The sequence below is a fragment of the Halomonas sp. DP1Y21-3 genome (genome assembly GCF_019801245.1).
Classification (GTDB): domain Bacteria; phylum Pseudomonadota; class Gammaproteobacteria; order Pseudomonadales; family Halomonadaceae; genus Halomonas; species Halomonas litopenaei.
In genome coordinates this window covers 245,524-266,496 of record NZ_JAHVJM010000002.1, presented here as the reverse complement: position 1 = coordinate 266,496, position 20,973 = coordinate 245,524, and the positions used below count along the sequence as shown (strand labels likewise).

Here is a 20,973-nt window from a genome sequence, read left to right as displayed (position 1 = left end):
GGGAATGCCTGTCCGCCATGATCGAACGCATCGTTGCGCGAGCCTGGACGAGAAGGGCAGGTATTCTCAAACGAGATTGATTACTATAAGCGTCAATAGTGATGCCCCGCCCTGGTGCGGGGGAACCGACAAGGAAGATGAGCATGCGTGGAATGTCACCCCTGGCCCGAGGCGCCGTCGCGCTGGGCCAGAAAGTAGGCCCGGGGATCGGCCTGGCACTCGGACTCAGCCTGGTCACCCTGGGGGTGGCCAGCGCGCAGGAGGAACCTCGCGTCCTCGACACCGCCTTCGGTGAGGTCGAGATCCAGGGCCAGCCCGAGCGGGTTGTCACGCTCTACGAAGGGGCACTGGACACCTCCCTGGCCGCCGGGGTGACGCCGCTTGGCGCGGTGGCGACCCGTGCCGCCGAGGACGTGGCCGACTACCTGAAGGATGAGGTGCCCGATATCCAGATCGTGGGCACCGCCGGCGAGGTCAATGTGGAAGCGGTGGTCGGGCTCGAGCCGGACCTGATCCTGGCTTCCTCGCGACTGTCCGAGGATACCTACGCGCTGCTGTCGCAGCTTGCCCCCACCGTGGTGCCGGCGACCGAGGGCTTCGACCCTGAGGCCTGGAAGGACGAGGCGCGGCTGTTCGGCAGGGCGCTGGGCCACGAAAGCGAGATCGATCGCGCCATCGAGACGGTCGAAGCGCGCGCCGCCGAGCTCGCCGCTACCTTCGAGGCAGAGACGTCCCAGGACAACGCCTTCCTGATTCGCTGGATGCCCCAGGGGCCCCTGGTGATGTCCACCGAGCTTTTCACCACTGGCCTGCTCGCCGCCGCCGGCCTCGAGGTCCAGGACGATCAGCTGGTGCCGCAGGGACGGCCCCACAGCGACCCGCTGAGCCTGGAGGCGCTGTCCCGGGTCGACGGTGACTGGCTGTTCGTCGCGACCCTGGACGCCAACGGGGCCGAGGCGCTGGATCAGGCGATGCAGAGCGACGCCTTCAAGCGCCTGTCGGTGGTCGGCAACGACCGTGTGGTGGCGGTGGACGGCCAGTTGTGGACCAGTGCCAGCGGTCCCATCGCTGCCCAGGCGGTGCTCGATGACATCGAGCAGGCCCTGGAGGGCGTCGTGACACCGTGAGTGCAGAGCGCAGCTTACCCGCAGGAATCCTGTTCGGCCTTGTCGTTCTGCTTGGGCTCGCCATCGTGGCGAGCCTTGTCGTGGGTGCCGGGGAGATCGGCCCGGTGCTGTCGTTCCAGGCGCTGCTGGGCCTGGGCAACGAGGAGGCACGCTTCGTGGTGTGGGACCTGAGGCTGCCGCGGACCCTGGTCGGCCTGGTGGTAGGGGTGGCGCTGGGCGTCTCCGGTACCCTGCTGCAGTCGATCACCCGTAATCCCCTGGCCGAGCCGGGCCTGCTCGGCGTCAGTGCCGGCGCCGCCTTTGCCGTCGCGCTGATGTTGCTGCTGGGAGGCAGCCTGCTGGAGCTGCGCATCGGCGTGGCCCAGTTGGGGGCCTTGCTCGGCTGTCTGTGCGTGCTCGGGGTCAGCCGTATCCGTGGGCTCGGCGCCGATCCGGTGCGCCTGGTGCTGGCGGGGGCGGCCTTTTCGGGGCTGCTTGGCGCGATGACCTCGTTGATCCTTATCACCGACCGGCGCGCCGCCGACGAGATTCGTTTCTGGGTGGTGGGTAGCCTGTCGGGACGGCGGCTCGACGACCTGCTGGCGGTACTGCCCAGCATGGCGCTGGCGGCGCTGGTGCTGGTGATGGTGGTGCGGCCGCTGGCCAGCCTGGCGCTGGGCGAGCGCGCCAGCGCCGGTCTCGGTCACCATCCGGGGCGACTGCGGCTATTGGCCATCCTGATCGTCGCCCTGCTGGTGGGCGGGGCCACCGCCATCGCCGGGCCGATCGCCTTCGTCGGCCTGGTGGTGCCCTTTATCGCCCGTGCCATCGCCGGCCCGGAGCTGCGTCGCACCCTGTGGCTGTGCCTGCCGCTGGGGCCTCTACTGGTGCTGATCGCCGACGTGATCTCGCGCCGCCTGGTGGCGCCCTCGGAGATGCCGCTGGGGGTGCTGACCGCGCTATGCGGGGCGCCGGTGCTGATCAGCGTCGTCCGCGCCCGCCGCCTGCCGAGCCTGTGACCATGCTGGATGATCGTTCCTTGTCTGCCGCCGCCACCCGCTCGCCGGATGTATATCGCGACTGTCACGGCCGCCGCGATGCCAGCGCCACCCCCGACGGCATGTGGCTGCTGCGCAGTGGGCGGTTCAGCCTGCTGGTCGATCGACGCCAGCTTTTCGGCGCCCTGTTGCTCGCTGTCTTGCTGGTCGGGGCGAGTCTGGCCTATCTGTGCCTCGGCGAGAAGCCGCTGTCGCCGGGTAAAATCTGGGCGGTCATCAATGGACAGGGCGCGATGCTCGATACCTTCGTGGTGGAACAGCTACGCCTGCCACGGCTGTTGGCGGCGCTTGCCAGCGGTGCCGCCTTTGGGCTGTCGGGGTGCCTGATGCAGACGTTGGCGCGCAACCGTCTGGCCACGCCCGGCATCATCGGCATCGACAACGGCGCCACCGCCTTTGCGGTGGCCTCGGTGGTGGGGATGGGCTTGAGCCTGGCGCCTTCTGCCATGGCGTTGACCGGGGCGGCCACCGCAGCGGCCCTGACCTTCGGTCTGGCCGCCGGGGGCGGTGCGAAGGGCGGTGCCAAGGGCTATCGCTTTATCGTCGCCGGCATCGGCGTCGGGGCGATCTTCGCTGCGGTGACCCAGCTGATACTGTCGCGTGCCGCCATCGATGCGGCCAACGCCGCCTACCCCTGGACCGTGGGCACCCTGAACTCACGGCCGGCCGGAGCCGTCGTCGTTCTCGCCATCGGTCTTGCGCTGCTCACCCCGGTGGCGCTGTGGCTGTCGCGCTCGCTTAGCCTGATGCGTTTCAGCGACGCCGTGGCACTCGGCCTGGGAACGCCGCTCAGGCGTCGCAGGCTGCAGGTGCTGGTGGTATCGGTGGCGTTGACGGCGCTGGCGGTATCGGTGGCGGGGCCGGTCGGCATGGTGGGGCTTTTGGGTCCGGAAATCGCGCGCCATCTGTGCGGCAACCGTCAGGTGCCGTTGATCGGTGCGGCCCTGGCCGGGGCGGCGGTGATGGTACTGGCCGACCTGGCAGGACGATTGATGCTGGCGCCGCTGGAGCTGCCGGTGGGCATCGTCACCGCCGTGGTCGGTGGCCCCTGGCTTCTGTGGATACTGATTCGCCGCTGAATTCATATTGACCCGCTCCCGGGCCAATGGCGGCCGGGGGCGCTTGTGCAAGGGGACCTTGATGTCACTGACGCTGTCTTCACGATCCGATGGGATTCCCCGGGCTGAGGTGGCTTCGCACCCGGATTCGGGCCAGCAGCGGGACACCGCAGTGCCGCATCCCTATGTGGTCGAGGATCTGGTGCTCTGCCACGGCCGTCACAAGGTCATCGATGGTCTCGACCTGACGATCCCGCGGGGCAAGCTCACCGCCATCGTCGGCCCCAACGGCTGCGGCAAGTCGACGCTGCTGGCCGGGCTGTCCCGCCTGCATGCACCAAGTGGCGGGCGCGTCTGGCTCGAAGGCCAGGACCTCAAGCGGTTTGCGGCGCGCAAGCTGGCCCGCTGCATCGCCCTGTTGCCCCAGGAAGCGTCGGCCCCGGAGGGGCTGAGCGTCAGCGACCTGATTCGCTTCGGGCGCCAGCCCCACCAGGCCTGGTATCGCCAGTGGAGCGAGGAGGACCAGGCGGTGGTGGCGCGCGCCATCGCCGCGGCGGGGCTTGAGGACCTGGCCGAACGCGCCCTCGATACCCTGTCCGGCGGTCAGCGCCAGCGCGCCTGGATCGCCATGACCATCGCCCAGCAGACGCCGATCATTCTGCTCGACGAGCCCACCTCGGCGCTGGATCTGGGCCACCAGCTGGAGGTCTTCGAACTGCTGCATCGGCTGGTGGAACGAGGGCGTACGGTGATCATGGTGGTCCACGATCTTTCCAGCGCCTGCCGCTACGCCGATCACCTGGTCGCCATGCGCGATGGGCGCCTGGTGGCAGAGGGCGAGCCGGAAAAGGTGGTGACGCCGGCACTGGTCAGGCAACTCTACGACGTGGACTGCTCGCTGGTGGAAGACCCGCTGACCGGCAAGCCATTGCTGGCCGGGCTTAGTCGGAGAGCTTAATCGTCGGCAGGTCTTGGTCGGCAGGTCTTGGTCAGAAGGGCCTAGTTGGCGCGAGGCCTAGTCGCCAGGTCTTGGTCGGCAGGGCCTGGTTGGCGCGAGGCTTAGTCGGCGCGAGGAATAGTCGGCGGCGGGTCATGGTTGGCGGGGCCGACCGGGTATGCAGGCCTTTAGGGAAGCGAATTCGGGGAGCCAGACGCAACACACCCGGCGCGAAGGCCGGGTGTGTTCGCTGACTGACGGGTGCTGCCCGTCAGCTTCGGATCGCTCTTAGTTGGTAGCGTCCTGAGCGGCGTCCTGGGCATTGTCGCCCGCACCTTCGATGGCGTTGCCGGCGCTGGTCAGGGCGTTGGCGGTAGCAGACTTGGTGGTCTGCCAGGCGCTCTGGGCGCCTTCCTTGGTGTCCATCCAGGCCTGCTGAACGCTGGACTTGGTCTGGTTCCACCAGGTATCGGTGTATTCGGGCAGCTGGGACACCTCGTCCTGAGTCATGTCCAGATGAACGCTGTACTCGATGTTGTCGAGGCTGTCGCCGTTGGCAGTCTGCACGGTGAAGTTGCCGGTTTCGACCACATACTCGCTGCCGCCGAGGTCAAGCAGGTCGCCCGCTTCGACGACGATGGCGCGGACCTTCATGTCATTGTCGAGAAGGATGTCCTCGACTTCGCCCACTCCATCCTCGCTCGAACCCTTGGCGAAAACGTCGGCGTCCATCAGCTCATCGGCGGAGTAGAGGCCCTGAGCCTGCTGCTGGTTACCGGCGCCATTATTCTGAGCGGTGTTCTGCTCGGCGAAGGCGTTGGTGCCCACGGCCATGGTGCCGGCGAAGACGGTGCTTGCGATAGCGGTAGTCAGCAGATTCTTGCGGATCATTCCATTTCTCCTTCTCGCGGATGGTTCCAGCGATGTCATCGGTCGCAGCGGGTTCCTGTGCTGCGACTTGCGATGTTGCACGAATCATTGTGGAGGTTATGTACAAGATTTCAAGCCAGTCTTGTGAAAGAAACATGCAAGGCTCTGTTGCCTATCGATGACGCCACCACAGAGCTTGTTTCAAACGTGCTCGAGAGAGCCGACCTGGCGCTATTTCAGGGATGATCCCTGTTTGAAAAGTCAGGTGCGCATGCGGCTTTCCATGGTGTGTTGCCTCTGGGACAATACCGGCCCCTTGTCCGCATTATCATGGCCAGGGCGACGATCGACACCGTTTAAGCGGTGCGAAAGCGCCGTCTGGCCCGCCCCTCGAGGTCCTGTTTCGTGGAATTGTTGAGCGTCGTCTTTCGTCATTATCGCTGGCCCTTTATCGGCGTCATGCTGCTGAGCCTTGCCAGTGCCGGACTGGGTATCGGCGCCATCGCCTTTATCAACCGCCGCTTGATCGAGGTGTCCGGAGATGCGCTCGGCGTGCTGCCGCAGTTTCTCGGGGTGATCGTGGCATTGCTGGCCGTGACTCTGGCCTCTCAGCTGGCCTTGACCACCCTGGGCCATCACTTTGTCTATGGCCTGAGAGGCCGTCTGGTCAAGCAGATCCTCGATACCGATATCGAGCGCCTCGAACGCCTGGGCAGCGCCGAATTACTGGCCAGTCTGTCCAGCGATATCCGCAATATCACCATCGCTTTCGTACGTCTGCCCGAGCTGGTTCAGGGCATCGTGCTGACGCTGGGCTCGGCGTTGTATCTCGGCTGGCTGTCCCCCGGGCTGCTGTTGGTCACCGCGCTGTGGGTCACGCTGACCATGGCAGGAGGGGCCTGGCTGGTAGGGCGGGTCTACCGCCATCTGGCCCAGGTTCGTGCGACCGAAGATTCGCTCTATCGCGACTATCAGGCGGTCATCGATGGACGCAAGGAACTGGCGCTCAATCGCACCCGGGCGCGAGCCTTGTTCGAGGAGACCTACGATCGTGATGCCCGCCGCTATCGTCACCACGTCATCCGCGCCGACACCTATCACCTGAGCGCGGTCAATGTCTCCAATATCATGATGCTCGGCGCCATCGGGGTGGTGTTCTATCTGGCCAATGGGCTTGGCTGGGCCACCACCGAGGTGGCGGCGACCTTCTCGTTGACCTTGTTGTTCCTGCGTACCCCGCTGATCTCGGCGGTGGGCGCACTGCCGACGCTGCTAAGCGCGCAGGTGGCCTTCGACAAACTGCGTGGACTCGATCTGGCCGAGGCCAAGGGCGACTTCGGGGTGCAGGAGGCAGGCGGTGAGCGTTGGCAGCGGTTGCACCTTGAAGGCGTGGCCTTTCGCTACCCCGAGCCCGCTAAAGCGTCCGACGAAGAAGACGGGGCAGGGCGAGCGTCGAAAGGCCCGGGCTTCGCCGTGGGGCCGCTGGACCTGACCCTGCGGCGTGGCGAGCTGGTATTTCTGATCGGCGGCAACGGCAGCGGCAAGTCGACCCTGGCGAAGCTGCTGACCGGTCTCTACCGGCCCCACCAGGGGCGTCTCTTGATCGACGACCAGGAGGTGGGGGCCGATGAGCTGGGCGCCTATCGCCAGCGCTTTTCCGCGGTGTATACCGACTTCCACCAGTTCGACACCCTGATAGGCCCTGGCGGAGACAAGGCCGACCCCGCGCTGGTCGAGGACTGGCTCGAGTACCTGGCGATGCGCGAGAAGCTTCACTTCGACGGCCAGCGGGTCACCAACCCGGAGCTGTCCCAGGGGCAGCGCAAGCGGCTGGCACTGTTGATGGCGGTGGCCGAGGAGCGAGATATCCTGCTGCTCGACGAATGGGCCGCCGACCAGGACCCGCAGTTCCGACGGGTGTTCTATCGTGAGCTGCTGCCGCGACTCAAGGACATGGGCAAGACGGTGTTCGCCATCAGCCACGACGATCACTACTTCCAGCACGCCGACCGGTTGTTCGAGATGCGCTCGGGGCAGCTTGTCGAACTCACCGGGTCCAGCCGCGAGGCCGCCAGTCGGGATGCCGTGGCCCGGCTCGATCCGCTGTAGGGCGATTCGCTCTGCCGGTAGAGCGCTCTCGCCACCATTCAGCGATTCGTCCACAACCCCTGCCTGACATCCTTGGGCCCCGTCCATGACTGGCTCGGGCCCTCGCCTGCCTGCGGTTGACGGGACGCTCTGGTGTCGCTGATGGCGCGAGGTGGTTTCGCAGTCCTTGATCGACATCGGCCTTTGGCGGAATTCCTGTAAATGAAAGCTGGTCTTGATTGCGTGTAAAAATGAAAACAATTAGCATGCCGAAGATGTTTCACGAACGTTCAACGTCGTTCGTTGTCGTCTTCGATGCGCTCCGAGGCCTACCGCATGCAACCCGCCAGTCCCCGTCCATCCGCCAGCCCACGGTTCACCGACTCCCTGCCGGGCAGCCCTGTCTCCCGCCGTCCGCTTGCCATCGCCGTGCGACTCGCGCTGGGCCTGGCGCCACTTGCCGGGGCGGGGATGGCGTTTGCCCAGGAAGAGTCTGCGTCCTATGTCGCGCAGGACAACATGGTCGTCACCGCGACGGCCCTGAAGGTGGATACACCGCTGCTCGAGACGCCCCGCTCGGTATCCAGCGTCGACAGAGAGGAGCTCGACGAGCGCAACGTCCAGCAGATCGATGAGGCCTTTCGCTACCGCGCCGGTGTTCTGTCGGGTCACTATGGCTCCGACAACAACACCGACTGGTTCAAGGTGCGTGGTTTCGATCAGGCGACCTATCAGGATGGTCTGCGCATCTACCGCGAAGGGTTTTACCAATGGCTACCGGAGCCTTTTGGGCTCGAGCGCATCGAGGTGTTCAAGGGGCCGGCATCCATCCTCTACGGTGAGGCGCCCCCTGGCGGCCTGATCAACGCCGTCAGCAAGCGCCCCACAGCGGAACCCCAGGGCGAGATCCAGGTACAGGTGGGCAATCGTGATCACCGTCAGATTGCCTTCGACAGCTCTGGTCCGGTGACCGAAAGCGGCGATGTGCGCTATCGCTTTGTCGGGCTCTACAAGGAGCGTGATGGTGATCTGGACGATACTTACAACGATCGCTACTACATTGCTCCGAGCCTGGAATGGGACCTGTCGGACGACACCCAGTTGACGCTGTTGACCAGCTTCCAGAAGGATGACGGTGTTCCGACCAACCCCTTCAAGACGCCCTACGGCACCGTGCATGATACGCCGTTCGGTACCATCGACCGGGACACCAACTATGGTGAGCCGGGCTACGACAAGGATGAACATACCCAGATGTCGCTGGGTTACGAGTTCCGCCACCGCTTCAGTGACACCTGGCGTTTCGAGCAGGACCTGCGCTACAGCGAGCTCGACCTCGACCTGCGCAGTACCTACATGGTCTTTGCGGACTCTCCGACCACTGGCGCACGTGGTCACCTGCAACGTGACGGTGACATCGACAGCTTTACCGTGGATAACCGCATGGTGGGGACCTGGTTCACCGAGCGTACCGAAAACACCCTGCTGATGGGGGTGGATTACCAGGATCTGAGCCTCGAGGGAGAAGAGACCGATGTCTTTCCCTTCGGCGACTCCATCGACCTGTTTTCGCCTGAGTATGGCAATTTCACGGCACCCACCAGTGACCAGGCCAAAGATCGTGATATCGACAAGGACCAGTTGGGCATCTACGTGCAGGACCAGCTGCGTATCGACGATCGCTGGGTGCTGCTGGGAGCGGTGCGCTACGACGATGCCGAGACCGACAACGAGGTTCGCGGCGAAGCGGTGCAGCGTGCCGATGACAGCGAAGTGACCTGGTCGGGCGGGGTGATGTACCTGAGCGATATCGGTCTCAACCCCTACCTCAGCTACACCGAGTCTTTCCAACCGCTGGCCAGGACCGACGATGGCGGCTCGCTTTATGAGCCACTGGAAGGAGAGCAGTGGGAACTCGGAATGAAGTATGCGCCTCCAGGCTGGGATGGCTATGTGTCGGCCGCCTATTTCGATCTTGAGGAAAGCAATAGCCTGGTATCAGGGCCTACCGGGACGCCGATCCAGAAGGGGGAGCGAGAGTCCAAGGGGATCGAGCTCGAAGGGGTTGGCTACTTGACCGACAACCTGCAGCTCACCGCTGCCTACACCTATACCGATGCCCGAGACGAGAACGACGATCGTGCCTCGCTGATTCCTCGGCATCAGGCGTCTGCCTGGCTGGATTACAGTTTTGTGGGCGGACGGCTCGATGGCCTGGCGCTTGGCGGTGGTATCCGTCACGTCGGCGAGTCGGTGGATGGTGACATCAATGTCACCGACTACACTGTCTTCGATGCCATGGGGCGCTATGACTTCGACGAGCACTGGCGCGCCCAGGTCAACGTCTCCAACCTGACCGATGAAAAGTACGTCGCCTCCTGTGACTACTGGTGCTACTACGGCGAATCGCGAAGCGTGATCAGTAGCCTGAGCTATCGCTTCTAGAAAAGGCCGAAAGGTTTTGATCGACAAGATCGATGCAAGTGGCGCCCGACCGGTTTCCCCGGCCGGGCGTCTTGGTAAGAAGGTTGCCGGTGGAAGAACAGCTGGCCAAGAAGGGGGCGAGTGCTATCGCTATTCCTGTCTTTCTATAACCATATCTATCTCTCTATCTCTCTATCTCTCTATCTTTCTATCTCTCTAGCCCTGGCCCCGGCCGCCCTCCGCCGTCACCCCGGCCTGGGCCAGACGCTCGCCGTCGGCGACGTCGCCGAAGCGCTCGAGCAACAGCTTGAGTTTTGGGGTGATCCAGCGTTCGCAGAAGGGCCGTGACGGGTCGCTGTAGAAGTAGTCCTGGTAGTCCTCCTTCGAGGCGCGAAAGTCCACCAGCGGTAGTACTCGGGTGAGAAGGGGTGCGTCGAAGTCATCCTGCAACTGGGCCAGGGTGTCTCGAGCAGAAGCTGCCTGAGACTCGGTCAGCACATAGACCGCAGAGCGATAGCGGTCGCGGCGCTGGTGGTCTGCGGTGGCCCGGTGGGTGTAAAGGTGGATCTCGATCAGCACGTCGAGGGGCAGGCGAGAGGGGTCATAGTCCACCACCACGGCTTCATGAAAGTCCGAGTGCTCGCCGTCGGCGGCGACCCAGCCCTGGTGGACCGATTCGACCCCGCGCAGCGACTGATAGACCGCCTCCAGGCACCAGTAGCAGCTACCGCCGAGGGCCAGGCGGGCGAGGGAAGGGCGGAGCAGGGGCAGGCTGTCGTGCATCGGGATTCCCTCGTTGGCGGAGCGGTTTTGTCACCGAAGACACCTTTAGCTTACAACTTTCGCAGCCCCCACATGAAGTAGCTGCCGCCGATCAGCGAGGCGACCAGGCCTGCCGGGATCTCCTGGGGAAACAGCAGCTGGCGGCCGACCCAGTCGGCCAGCACCATCAGCAGCGCCCCGATCAGCGCCGCCCCGGCCAGGTGCGCGCGAGCCCGGGACAGCCCCATCAGACGCGCCATATGAGGCGCCAGCAGGCCGACGAAGGACAACGGACCGACGATCAGGGTGGCCACTGCGGTCAGTATCGCCACCGTCGCCAGCAGGCCCAGACGGGCACGCTCGACGTGGATCCCGAGCGCCTTGGCGGTGGCAGCGCCCAGCGGCAGGATATCCAGCCAGCGAGTCAGCGCCTGGGCGGCGACGGCGGCCAGCGCCCCGATACCCAGTACCACCAGCGCCGAGACCGGGTCGACGTAGTAGGTCGACCCTGACAGCCAGGCGATGACCTGCTGGCCACGTGGGTCTCCGCCGGCCAGCACGATCGAGCGAACCGCGTCGAACAGCGCAGTGAGCGCCACGCCGCTGAGCAGCAGGCGCTCTGGCTGGAAGCCGCTGGCGCGATTGAGCGCCACCAGCACGCCGAGCACGACCAGCGCGCCAACGGTGCCGGCGCCCACCAGCGTCAGGTTGCTCGGCGCTGGCACCAGGAAGATGGTGAGAATCAGCGCAATCGCCGCACCACCGCTGATGCCCAACAGTTCCGGGCTCGCCATGGGATTGGCGGTGACCCGCTGGATCAGGGTGCCGGCGATGGCCAGCAGGGCGCCGCTGCCGGCGGCGGCGAAGATGCGCGGCCAGCGCCAGTCGAGAACGTCGCCGTCGAGACTCCACGACCAGCCGCTGCTGGACTGGCCGATCAGAATGCCGACCAGGGTCGCCAGGGCCAGCAGCACGGCGAGCACCAGCAGCAGGCGCCTGGGTGCCTCGGCACGCAGGGCCTGCGGGTTCGAGCTGGGCGGTGGACGCCGGGCGGTCAGGCGCAGGCGCGGGATCAGCCACAACAGCAGCGGTGCCCCCAGGGCGGCAGTAGTCGCCCCGGTGGGCAGCAGGGTAGGCAGGGAATCGACGCCGCCCTGGAGCACCAGGTCGGTGATCGCCAGCAGCAGCGCGCCGAACGCGATCGACCAACCCAGCCGCGCCGGCAGACGCCGGGCGCCGGCCATGCGCGCGATATTGGGCGCCGCCAGGCCGATAAAGCCGATGATGCCGACCACCGCCACCACACAGCCGGTGATGAAGACCGCGAGCCCCAGCCCGCCCAGGCGCAGCCACTTGAGCGAGACGCCGAGGCTGCGTGCGCTGGCGTCGTCCAGCTCCAGCAGCGCCAGCGGGCGCAGCAGCCAGATGGCAAGAGCGCCGGCGACCACCAGACGCGGCAACAGGTAAAGCACGCCGTCCCAGCCGTTCTGGGCCAGCGAGCCGGCGCCCCACACCAGCACCCCCTTGAGCGCCTCCTGGTTGAACAGCAACAGCACCACCGCCAGGGCGCCGAAGTAGAGGTTGACCACCAGGCCGCCGAGTACCACGACGCCGGGTGACAGGCCCCGGCGCCAGCCGAGGGCGAACACCAGTCCCATGGCCAGGCCACCGCCGGCCAGCGCCACCCACTCGCGGCCCAGCACCAGCAGGCCAGGCGCCATCAGGGTGGCGACCATCAGTGCCAGGTTGGCGCCGCTGGCCACCCCCAGGGTGGTGGGGGCGGCCAGTGGATTGCGCAGCACCTGCTGCATCAGCACCCCGGCCAGCCCCAGGGCGCCGCCGGCGCTCAGCGACATCACCAGGCGCGGCCACCAGCTATAGTGCAGCACCAGCGTATTCGGGTCTGGCGGGTCATTGGCGCCGAGCGCCCCCGAATCGGTCAGAGCAGCAAGCGCCGCCTGTGGACCGCCCAACTCGGCCAGGGAGTAGAAGGCGGCCAGCATGCAGGCCACTGCCAGCACCAGGCCGGTGATGCCCAGCGCGGTGGTACGGCGGGCGCGGGATTCAGCGGCGAGCATCGGTATTTCCTTGTGCCTGATCCGGTGTGGTGGCCTGTTCGCTTGTGCCGGGAGCGCTGGTGTCGAGAGCGCTGGTGTCGGGGGTGTGAGTATCGGAAGCGCGGGTATCTGGCATGTTGCTGGAGAGGGCGTCACCCAGCAGGGTGGCAAAGCGCCTGGCCGAGGGCAGGGCGCCGAAGCTCCACACCGGTGGCAGGGTGACGACATCGTCGCGCTGGACGCTGCCCAGATGACGCCACAGGCCACTGTCGGCCAGCGCCTCGCGGACTCCGGCGATATAGGGTTCGACCACCACGATGCGGGCCTCGGGATAGTTGGCCAGCTGTTCGATGCCGATCAGGCTGAAGCCCCAGGCGTTGGTAGTGCCCTGCCAGGCGTTGGTCAGGCCCATGCGCTTCAGCACCGCCTGGTAGAGGCTGTGCTCACCGAACAGGCGCACGTGGCGTTCATCCATGAACTGGAGCAGCAACAGCGGGCGGGTGTCCTCGGGCAGCCGAGCGGCGATGTCCGCGATGTAGGCTTCGGTCTCCTCGATCAGCGCCTCGGCGGCGTTCTGGCGATCCACCAGTTCGCCGAGCTGTCGGGTCAGTGCCAGCGACTGCGACCAGAAGGTGCCCTCGCCGCTGTACATGGCGAGCTGCTTGACCTCGGCGATCGATGAAAGCCGCGGCGCCAGGTTGGCGAACATCGGCGAGATCACGATGGCGTCGGGGTCGAGTTCGGACAGCAGTTCCAGGTTCGGTTGGGTACGCAGGCCGATGTCGGTGGCACCTGGCGGTGCCTCGAGCCCCACCCAGCTTTCGTAGTCGTCGACCTGGGCCAGCGCCACCGGTGGCGCGTCAAGTGCGATCAGCGTTTCGGCCAGGGTCCAGTCCAGGCTGGCGATACGCGGCGCGGCACTGGCCGGAGACACCAGCAGCCAGGCCGACAGCGCCAGCCATGCCAAGCTACGCCAGTCACCCGAGCGAAAAAGACCAGAACGCAAGCGCAGGGAAGCCAGGGACACCAGAGAAGGGCGGACAGTCAGAGCACGGCGGACATTCAAGGACAACCTCATTGCACCAGCGCCACCGCGTGTTCGCCGGAGGGATGGGGCATCACCTGCATCGGCACGCCGTAGATGTCCTCGAGCAGGTCGCCGGTCATCAGCGTCTGCGGGTCGCCTTCGGCGATGACGCGGCCACTGTGCAGGGCGACCAGGCGATCACAGAAGCGTGAGGCCATGTTGATGTCGTGCAACACGATGACCACGCCCAGGTCGAGCTCGCACGACAGCTTGCGTACCAGGGACATCACTTCCACCTGATGGGCGATATCCAGCGCCGCCAGTGGCTCGTCGAGCAGCAGCAGGCGGCTGCCCTGGGCCAGCAGCATGGCCAGCCACACCCGGGTACGTTCGCCGCCGGACAGGGTGTCCACCAGGCGATCGGCAAAGCCCTCGGTGTGGGTCAGCGCCATGGCTCGGGCCACATGTTCGTGATCGTCGCGCCGCGAGCGACCCAGGAGCCCCTTCCAGGGGTAACGACCAAAGGCGATCAGCTCGCGACAGGTCAGGCTTTCGGCACTGGGCAGGTGTTGCGGCAGATAGGCCACTTCGCGGGCGAAGGCGCGGCGCCCCCAGGCCTCGAGCGGCTGGCCGTTGAACAGGATGCGCCCCTCGCTGGCCGGCTGCTGCTGAGCCATCAGCTTGAGCAGGGTCGACTTGCCGGAGCCGTTGTGGCCGATCAGTCCGTGGACCCGGCCGGCATCGAAGCTCAGGCTAGTCGGCGACAGCAGGGTCTTGCCCGGGATCGCGAAGGAAGCGGACTGAAGATCGAACATGAAGACGGCTCCGCTGGGTGACTGGGGCAGGGTGGCTTGGGCTGGCTGGTCCGGGCGACCGGGCAGGAAAGATAATGGATAGGAATGGTTATCAATTTGTTTGTTATTGTCAATGATGCACGTCAGGGAGGCGTTGCGCTGAAAGACTATTGATCAACCCTTGTAGAAGGGGCGTAAAGGATGACACCCTGTGGTCCACGACATCGGGCCTCTTCAACGGCGGCAGGGATGCCGACACCGCCAGGCGGGCAATGCGTTTGGCGTGGAGCACGCTAGCGAGAAGAACGCGTCTTGCCTATAGTATGAGGCCCACGATGACGTAAGCTGGTGAGTGGGATACGATTATCCCCCCTGAACCCAGCCCAATTTCGACAAGGAAGGAGGTATCACCATGGCACATACTCTGCCGGAACTGCCCTACGCCTACGACGCACTGGAACCCTCCATTGATGCGCTGACCATGGAGATCCACCATTCTCGTCACCACAACACCTACGTCACCAACCTCAACGGCGCCCTGGAAGGCACCGGTCTCGAGGACCTGCCGGTCGACGAGCTGATCTCCAACCTGGAGCGTCTGCCGGAAGACAAGCGCCAGCCGGTCATCAACAACGGCGGCGGCCACTCCAACCACTCGCTGTTCTGGACCGTGATGTCCCCGAACGGTGGTGGCGACCCCAAGGGCAAGGTCGGTGAGGCCATCGAGAAGGAACTGGGCGGCTTTGACGCCTTCAAGGATGCCTTCACCAAGGCCGCGCTGGGCCGCTTCGGCTCTGGCTGGGCCTGGCTCTCCGTCACTCCGGACGGTGCCCTGGTGGTGGAAAACACCCTGAACCAGGACAGCCCGCTGATGCACGGCAACACCCCGGTGCTGGGTCTGGACGTGTGGGAGCACGCCTACTACCTGAAGTACCAGAACAAGCGTCCCGACTACATCGCCGCCTTCTTCAACGTGGTGGACTGGGACGAAGTCGAGCGTCGCTACCAGGCCGCCACTGCCTGAGCGAAGCCGGCCTGACGTCGATGTCTCGACGTCATCCGTGCTAGCGCAAGACCCGCGCCGCGGCCCCCAGGGCCGCGGCGCTTTTCATTGGTGCCCCGGTCGGTGCGCCGTCTGGATTGGTCGTCGCCCTTGTGGTGCGACAACAAGGAGTTTACGCCGTGTCCCGCTCATCCAGCCTGCAGGCACTAGGGCGCCTGTTGCGCTACGCCCGCGGTTATCGTCGACGGATCGTCGCCGCCACCCTGTGTTCGATGATCAACAAGCTGTTTGATATCGCCCCTGAGATCCTGATCGGGGTGGCCATCGACGTGGTGGTCAACCAGGAGCAGAGCTTCGTGGCGGGGCTCGGCTTCGTCTCGGCCAGCTCCCAGATCATTGTGCTGGGGGTGCTGACCTTCTTTATCTGGGCCGGCGAGTCGCTGTTCGAGTACCTCTATCAGATCCTGTGGCGCAACCTTGCCCAGCGCCTGCAGGCCGACCTGCGCCAGGACGCCTACGAGCACGTGCAGCGCCTGGACATGGGCTTCTTCGAGTCTCGCTCGTCCGGTGAGCTGGTCGCCACCATGAACGACGACGTCAATCAGCTCGAGCGCTTCCTCGACGGCGGTGCCAACTCGCTGATCCAGGTCGCCGTCACCGTGGTGGCGGTGGGAGCGGTGTTCTTCGTGCTGTCGCCGCTGATCGCGCTTTTGGCCTTTACCCCGGTGCCGCTGATCCTGTGGGGTGCCTTCGTGTTTCAGCGCAAGGCCGGTCCCCTCTATGCCGACGTGCGTGAGAAGGTCGGGGTGCTGTCCAGCCGGCTGTCCAACAATATTCAGGGTATGGCCACCATCAAGAGCTTTACCGCAGAGGCCCGCGAGGCGGCTCGGCTGAAGGCCGACAGCGAGGCCTACGTGGACGCCAACAGCCGTGCCATTCGTATCAGTTCGGCCTTTATTCCGGTGATCCGCATGGCGATCCTCACCGGGTTTCTGGCCACCTTCATTGTCGGCGGCATGCAGGCGCTGTCCGGTGAGCTCAACGTCGGCGCCTACGGCGTGCTGGTGTTCCTGACCCAGCGGCTGCTGTGGCCGCTGACCGGACTGGCCCAGGTCATCGACCTGTTCGAGCGGGCCATGGCCAGCACCCGGCGTATCCTCGATCTAATCGCTACCCCGATCCGGGTGCGTGACGATGGACGCCGTGAGCTAGAGACGCCGGTGCGTGGCGAGGTGCGCTTTTCAGAAGTGAGCTTTCACTACCCGGGCAGCGGCGCCGGCATCGACGCCGTGGAGCTGGCGGTACCCGCTGGCAGCACCCTGGCGCTGGTCGGGCCCACCGGCTCCGGCAAGTCGACCCTGATCAAGCTGCTGTTGCGCTTTCACGACCCCGACCAGGGGCGGGTCGAGCTCGACGCCGTCCCGGTGGCGGAGCTTCGCCAGGGAGCGCTGCGCGACGCCATCGGCCTGGTCAGCCAGGACGTCTACCTGTTCGAGGGCAGCGTGCGTGACAACATCGCCTACGCTCGTCCCGAGGCCAGTGATGAGGAGGTCATCGCAGCGGCACGCACCGCCGAAGCCTGGGAGTTCATCGAGCGTCTGCCGGACGGCCTCGATACCCGTGTCGGCGAGCGCGGCGTGCGCCTGTCCGGCGGGCAGCGCCAGCGCCTGTCGCTGGCCCGGGCGCTGCTCAAGGATCCCCCGGTGCTGGTGCTGGATGAGGCCACCAGTGCGGTGGACAACGAGACCGAGGCGGCGATTCAGCGCTCGCTGTCGCGTATCGGCGGTGAGCGTACCGTGATCATGATCGCCCACCGGCTTTCGACCATCGTCCACGCCGACCAGATCGTGGTGATGGAGCGGGGGCAGGTGGTCGAGCGTGGAGATCACGCCGAGTTGATCGCCCGGGGCGGGCGCTACGCAGCCCAGTGGCAGGTGCAGACCGGCGAGGCGGCGACGGTGGCAGCCACGTCGCCCTGACCTGGCGCACTGACCTGTCGCCCTGACCTGTCGCGATGCGCGGGGCTTGGCCGCGGGCCCGGTGCCGGCCCATGAACAGGCCCCGGGATCGGCCCCGGAACCGGTTCCGGTGTGGAGGATACGGCTCGCCAGCGCCGTCTGTGCAGTCTAGGGTAAGTAAGTAGTAACTTCCTATGCTGCATGAGGCGTGAAGGATGAGCTGCGTACTGCTCGGGGGCGGAGTCCGTCGCCGGGCGTTCCATCGTCTGCTGTCGGGCTTTGTCGTACCGGGCTTTGTTGTACCGGGCATAGCTGCACCTGCCTTGGCGATGCGGGCCTTGCGAGTGTCGGCGTCTTGTTTACAGGCGGCTTGTTTACTGGCGGCTTGGCGTCCGAGTGCCCTGGTCCGGGCCGCTATGCTGCTGGGTTGCCTGGCAACGACACCGGCCCTCGCCGACCTGCGCATCCTGCACCTCGACGTGGGCATGGGTGACGCCACCCTGGTAGTGGATACCGGCAGCGGTCAGAGTCTGTTGATCGATGCGGGAAATCGCGGTGATGGCCGCAGGGTGGTGGCGCCGGCCCTGATCGCACTGGGGATCGATCGACTCGACTATTTTCTCGCCAGCCACTATGACGCCGACCATATCGGTGGCTTCGATGAACTCATCGAGGCGGGCGTCACCGTCGAGACGGTGCTGGAGCGACCCGGTATCAAGCCCGAGGTGCTGTCTCCCACCGGCCGCGACACCCAGTACGGCGAGTACCTGGCGGCGGCCCGGGCCGTGGGGGCGCGGCTGGTCGAGCTTATCCCCGACTGTCGTCCCGATCATCCCCAGCTGCGACTGGGCGCCGACACCCGTATCCAGGTGGCCGCTGCCGGCGGCAGGCACCTGGCCGGGGATATCGGTTTCTGCGAGGTCGGTGAGCAGTCACTTCATCCACGGCGTGAAAACGCCCGCAGCGTGGCACTGATCATCGAGCACGGGCGCTTTCGCTACTTCACCGGCGGCGACCTCACCGGCGGCGGCGCTCGCAGCGTACCCATGGAAGCCTTCGTCGCCGCCCAGGTGGGCAACGTCGACGTGCTCAAGCTGAATCACCACGGTTCCGACACCAGCACCAGCGACACTTTTGTGCAGACGCTGAGACCCGAGGTGGCCGTGCTCAGCGTCGGCGATGGCGGAGTGAACCTGCGCTATCGCCTGCCGCGTCAGGCTCCGCTGGATCGCCTGGCCAAGCTCAGCCCGGCACCGCTGCTGTTCCAGACGCGCCAGGGCGAAGGTGGAAGCTACCTGGGGGCTTACGTCGAGAATCGCCACATCGTCGTTCATACCGATGGCGAGAGCTACACCATCAACGGCCTGATCTGTGTGGTGGACGAGCGCACCCAGGCAAGCGAGGGAGGACACTGTCGATGAGCAGTTCAGAGCAGGAGGGGCCTCGTCGCGATCGCAGGGACGATGATGCCGACGGCGGCAGCGATAGTGACAATGTTAACGGCAACGGCAACGGCAACGGCAACGGCAACGGCAACGGCAACGGCAACGGCAACGGCAACGGCAACGGCAACGGCAACGGCAACGGCAGTGAAGATGGCTGCGGAGAGCGTATCCGCAAGCTGCTCGACGACACCACGGCGCTGCTGGACTACGCCCAGGAGTTCGAAGGTTACCCGCCGGAGATCGACCTGACCGCCTACTTCGTGGCCAAGGAAAAGACCGATCGCAAGGAGCTGTTGACCACTGAAGAACTGGCCGGCGTGGTGGATTGCTACCGGCGCCTGTCCCGGCTCTACCCAGGTATTTCGCCGCGTACCCTGGCGGCGACGCGCCCGGACAGCGATGGTCGAATGCGCGACAGCCGCACCGGCAAGTACTTGATTCGTCTTTGGTGGTGGACCGGGGCGGTGGTGATGGCGGTGATCGGCTCCAACGTGCTGATGTACGCCATCGATACTGGCCGGCCGTCCTCGGGGCTCGACTGGACCCACTGGAATACCGCGCTCGACTTTATCTACGAGGGACTTCGCCACACCGAGCCCTTTCTTTATGGCGCCCTCGGGGCCTTCGCCTTTGTGCTGCGGGTGACCGCGACCCGGCTGTACAGTCGCACCTTCGATCCCGCGCGGATCGGTGAGCATGTCAATCGCATCGTGCTGGGCACGCTCTCCGGTGGCGCCATCGTGTTGTTCGTCTCCCAGATTCCTACCGATCAGGGCGCACAGGTGGCGCTGAGCGGCGCCGCCCTGGGCTTTCTCGCCGGCTACAGCATCGACTTTCTGTTCGGCACCCTGGACCGGGTGATCTGCGCCTTGCTGGCAAATGACGCGGGCGACAAGACTGGCAAGGCGGCGCGGGCTCGCCGTGACGCCGACGTGGTTCAGGTGCTGGATGATCTGGTCGCCGAGCAGCCAGACGGCGAGGCCAGGCGTCGTCTGGGAGAGGTGATCGAGACGCTCAGGCAGCGCCACCAGGCCTGAGCGCGAGGGCCGAGGAAGCGTTCAGGGGCTTTGGAGCACGACGCAGCATCAACCCGGGGTCGAATAGAAGTGGCGACGCCAGGCTAGCGTGCGGGTCTGGTCGCGGGCCTCGTAGTCAGCCAGCGCCTGCTCGAGGGATCCCGGCGACTCGTCGTCGCGATCCTCGGCCAATTGCGTCAGGCGCATGGTGTACCAGGCGGTGATGCCGCCCTCGGGCGGGGTGTCGAAGCGTGGGAAGGTCGGGCCCGCGCTCTGACCTTGCTGCCAGTGGCGGGGCAGCTCGGGCTTAATGGCCAGGGCCCGGGCCAGCTCGGGCTTAATGGCCAGGGCCCGGGCCAGTCCGATGATATCCACGCTCCCTTCATCCACCGCGCTGCGTGCCTGGGACAGTGTCTTGAAGCCACCGGTCAGCATCAGCGGCAGCGTCGTGTGTCGGCGAGCCCGACGTGCAAACGCCAGAAAGTAGGGGCTGCCAGCCGCCGTGTCCGTGTCGGAGGCAGAACGGGCGCCGGGAAAGTAGGTGCCACCGCTGATATCGATCAGGTCGATGGGCTGGTTGTCCAGCGACTTCACCACCTCGAGCGCATCCTCCTGGTCGAGCCCGCCTTCGAGCTGGTCGCTGGCGTTGAGCTTGACCGCCACCGGAAACGCCGGCCCCACGGCGTCGCGTACCGCCTGGATCACCTCGAGCAGCAGGCGTCGGCGTCCCGTGATCGAGCCACCGTAGGCATCGTTGCGGCGGTTGAACAGGGGCGACAGAAACTGGCTGAGCAGAAAACCGTGGGCGGCGTGGACCTGCACGCCGGCGAAGCCTGCCGCTCTGGCCAGTGCGGCGGTGCGTGCAAACTGATCGGGCAGGGCGTGGATCTCGCCTGGGCTCAAGGCCGCGCAGCGTAGACCCGGCAGGTCGAGGGCGCTGGGACCCCTGGCGACACTGGTCGGCGGATAGGCCAGCGCACCGGCGTGACCGAGCTGCAGCCACAGGCCGCTGCCATACTGGTTGCCACGTTGGGCCAGTCGCTCGAAGGCCGACAGGTCCGAGTGGTCGTTCAAGACCAGATTGCCGGGCTTCTCGGCCACATCGGGCCTGCCCTGCACCTCTCCGATGAGAGATAGGGCGACTCCGCCCTGGGCCCAGCGCTCGTAGAGTCGGCCCTGTGCTTCGGTAGGATGACCGGTGCCATCGCCGAGTGAGTCCGACATGGCCGCCTTGGCGATACGGTTTTTCAGCACCAGGCCGCAGGGCAGCGTCAGCGGCGAGAACAGCGGACCGACGTCGTTGTCGTCGTGCGCGGTGTCGCAGGAAGGGATCATGGGCAAACTCCGGGCGTCGATGGGAAGGGAAAAGG

At 65.7% G+C, this 20,973-nt stretch carries 16 protein-coding genes; 10 read left to right on the top strand and 6 right to left on the bottom strand.

The features are described 5' to 3' along the window. Positions 1-143: 143 nt before the first annotated feature. The 4 genes from KUV74_RS06430 (at position 144) to KUV74_RS06415 (ending at position 4,180) form a co-directional block, all read left to right on the top strand. The gene (locus KUV74_RS06430; RefSeq protein ID WP_261395158.1) at positions 144-1,127 is read left to right on the top strand and encodes an iron-siderophore ABC transporter substrate-binding protein; all 984 of its coding nucleotides are present in this window, start codon (positions 144-146) and stop codon (positions 1,125-1,127) included. Positions 1,128-1,156: 29 nt separating this feature from the next. Beyond that, entirely contained in the window at positions 1,157-2,125 is a 969-nt protein-coding gene (locus tag KUV74_RS06425) for an iron ABC transporter permease (protein ID WP_261395215.1), read from the top strand. 2 nt (positions 2,126-2,127) lie between these two features. After that, the gene (locus KUV74_RS06420; protein ID WP_222515945.1) at positions 2,128-3,243 is read left to right on the top strand and encodes an iron ABC transporter permease; all 1,116 of its coding nucleotides are present in this window, start codon (positions 2,128-2,130) and stop codon (positions 3,241-3,243) included. Positions 3,244-3,304: 61 nt separating this feature from the next. Beyond that, a complete protein-coding gene (locus KUV74_RS06415; RefSeq protein WP_083970345.1) occupies positions 3,305-4,180 on the top strand; it encodes an ABC transporter ATP-binding protein in 876 nt (291 codons plus the stop codon). Positions 4,181-4,447: 267 nt separating this feature from the next. Here the strand turns inward: KUV74_RS06415 and KUV74_RS06410 are convergent, their stop codons facing one another. Next, positions 4,448-5,050: a PRC-barrel domain containing protein gene (locus KUV74_RS06410; RefSeq protein WP_222515944.1), complete on the bottom strand. Its 603-nt coding sequence runs from the start codon at positions 5,048-5,050 to the stop codon at positions 4,448-4,450. A 384-nt stretch (positions 5,051-5,434) separates the two neighbouring features. On the opposite strand from KUV74_RS06410, the gene KUV74_RS06405 reads away from it, so the two are divergent. Then, positions 5,435-7,138 carry a multidrug ABC transporter permease/ATP-binding protein gene (locus KUV74_RS06405; RefSeq protein ID WP_222515943.1) on the top strand — a complete coding sequence of 568 codons (1,704 nt, stop codon included), beginning with the start codon at positions 5,435-5,437 and terminating at the stop codon, positions 7,136-7,138. Between the two features lie 315 nt (positions 7,139-7,453). After that, positions 7,454-9,562, top strand: coding sequence for a TonB-dependent siderophore receptor (locus KUV74_RS06400; protein ID WP_261395157.1), 2,109 nt, complete (start codon positions 7,454-7,456; stop codon positions 9,560-9,562). Between the two features lie 195 nt (positions 9,563-9,757). Here the strand turns inward: KUV74_RS06400 and KUV74_RS06395 are convergent, their stop codons facing one another. The 4 genes from KUV74_RS06395 to KUV74_RS06380 form a co-directional block, all read right to left on the bottom strand. After that, a complete protein-coding gene (locus KUV74_RS06395) occupies positions 9,758-10,324 on the bottom strand; it encodes a peptide-methionine (S)-S-oxide reductase (protein WP_222515942.1) in 567 nt (188 codons plus the stop codon). 50 nt (positions 10,325-10,374) lie between these two features. Beyond that, the gene (gene fhuB / locus KUV74_RS06390) at positions 10,375-12,381 is read right to left on the bottom strand and encodes a Fe(3+)-hydroxamate ABC transporter permease FhuB (RefSeq protein ID WP_222515941.1); all 2,007 of its coding nucleotides are present in this window, start codon (positions 12,379-12,381) and stop codon (positions 10,375-10,377) included. Then, on the bottom strand, positions 12,368-13,327 hold the full coding sequence (locus KUV74_RS06385) for an ABC transporter substrate-binding protein (protein WP_261395156.1): 960 nt from the start codon (positions 13,325-13,327) through the stop codon (positions 12,368-12,370). Before KUV74_RS06385 ends, fhuB begins: the two co-directional genes overlap by 14 nt. 107 nt (positions 13,328-13,434) lie before the next feature. Further along, complete coding sequence (locus KUV74_RS06380; RefSeq protein WP_222515939.1) at positions 13,435-14,202, bottom strand: ATP-binding cassette domain-containing protein; 768 nt, start codon at positions 14,200-14,202, stop codon at positions 13,435-13,437. Between the two features lie 391 nt (positions 14,203-14,593). Here KUV74_RS06380 and KUV74_RS06375 point away from each other — a divergent pair, with 391 nt between their 5' ends. The 4 genes from KUV74_RS06375 to KUV74_RS06360 all read left to right on the top strand — a co-directional run bounded on the left by KUV74_RS06375 (position 14,594) and on the right by KUV74_RS06360 (position 19,624). Next, entirely contained in the window at positions 14,594-15,205 is a 612-nt protein-coding gene (locus KUV74_RS06375; RefSeq protein WP_045992322.1) for a superoxide dismutase, read from the top strand. Positions 15,206-15,363: 158 nt separating this feature from the next. Continuing rightward, complete coding sequence (locus KUV74_RS06370; RefSeq protein WP_045992321.1) at positions 15,364-17,163, top strand: ABC transporter ATP-binding protein; 1,800 nt, start codon at positions 15,364-15,366, stop codon at positions 17,161-17,163. Between the two features lie 395 nt (positions 17,164-17,558). Then, positions 17,559-18,563 (top strand): ComEC/Rec2 family competence protein, encoded by a 1,005-nt coding sequence (locus KUV74_RS06365; protein ID WP_045992320.1) that lies wholly within the window; start codon positions 17,559-17,561, stop codon positions 18,561-18,563. Further along, the gene (locus tag KUV74_RS06360) at positions 18,560-19,624 is read left to right on the top strand and encodes a hypothetical protein (RefSeq protein ID WP_222515938.1); all 1,065 of its coding nucleotides are present in this window, start codon (positions 18,560-18,562) and stop codon (positions 19,622-19,624) included. Before KUV74_RS06365 ends, KUV74_RS06360 begins: the two co-directional genes overlap by 4 nt. Positions 19,625-19,672: 48 nt before the next feature. On the opposite strand, the gene KUV74_RS06355 is transcribed toward KUV74_RS06360, so the two are convergent. Next, positions 19,673-20,938 (bottom strand): oxidoreductase, encoded by a 1,266-nt coding sequence (locus tag KUV74_RS06355; protein WP_222515937.1) that lies wholly within the window; start codon positions 20,936-20,938, stop codon positions 19,673-19,675. Between the last annotated feature and the right edge of the window lie 35 nt (positions 20,939-20,973).

What these genes read in the sequence shown, in the direction of transcription:
- KUV74_RS06420 (WP_222515945.1), top strand. Translation starts at nt 2,128, where the DNA reads ATGCTGGATGATCGTTCCTTGTCTGCCGCCGCCACCCGCTCGCCGGAT.
- KUV74_RS06360 (WP_222515938.1), top strand. Translation starts at nt 18,560, where the DNA reads ATGAGCAGTTCAGAGCAGGAGGGGCCTCGTCGCGATCGCAGGGACGAT.
- KUV74_RS06365 (WP_045992320.1), top strand. Translation starts at nt 17,559, where the DNA reads ATGCTGCTGGGTTGCCTGGCAACGACACCGGCCCTCGCCGACCTGCGC.
- KUV74_RS06355 (WP_222515937.1), bottom strand. Translation starts at nt 20,938, where the DNA reads ATGATCCCTTCCTGCGACACCGCGCACGACGACAACGACGTCGGTCCG.
- KUV74_RS06415 (WP_083970345.1), top strand. Translation starts at nt 3,305, where the DNA reads ATGTCACTGACGCTGTCTTCACGATCCGATGGGATTCCCCGGGCTGAG.
- KUV74_RS06400 (WP_261395157.1), top strand. Translation starts at nt 7,454, where the DNA reads ATGCAACCCGCCAGTCCCCGTCCATCCGCCAGCCCACGGTTCACCGAC.
- KUV74_RS06395 (WP_222515942.1), bottom strand. Translation starts at nt 10,324, where the DNA reads ATGCACGACAGCCTGCCCCTGCTCCGCCCTTCCCTCGCCCGCCTGGCC.
- KUV74_RS06410 (WP_222515944.1), bottom strand. Translation starts at nt 5,050, where the DNA reads ATGATCCGCAAGAATCTGCTGACTACCGCTATCGCAAGCACCGTCTTC.
- KUV74_RS06430 (WP_261395158.1), top strand. Translation starts at nt 144, where the DNA reads ATGCGTGGAATGTCACCCCTGGCCCGAGGCGCCGTCGCGCTGGGCCAG.
- KUV74_RS06380 (WP_222515939.1), bottom strand. Translation starts at nt 14,202, where the DNA reads ATGTTCGATCTTCAGTCCGCTTCCTTCGCGATCCCGGGCAAGACCCTG.
- fhuB (WP_222515941.1), bottom strand. Translation starts at nt 12,381, where the DNA reads ATGCTCGCCGCTGAATCCCGCGCCCGCCGTACCACCGCGCTGGGCATC.
- KUV74_RS06375 (WP_045992322.1), top strand. Translation starts at nt 14,594, where the DNA reads ATGGCACATACTCTGCCGGAACTGCCCTACGCCTACGACGCACTGGAA.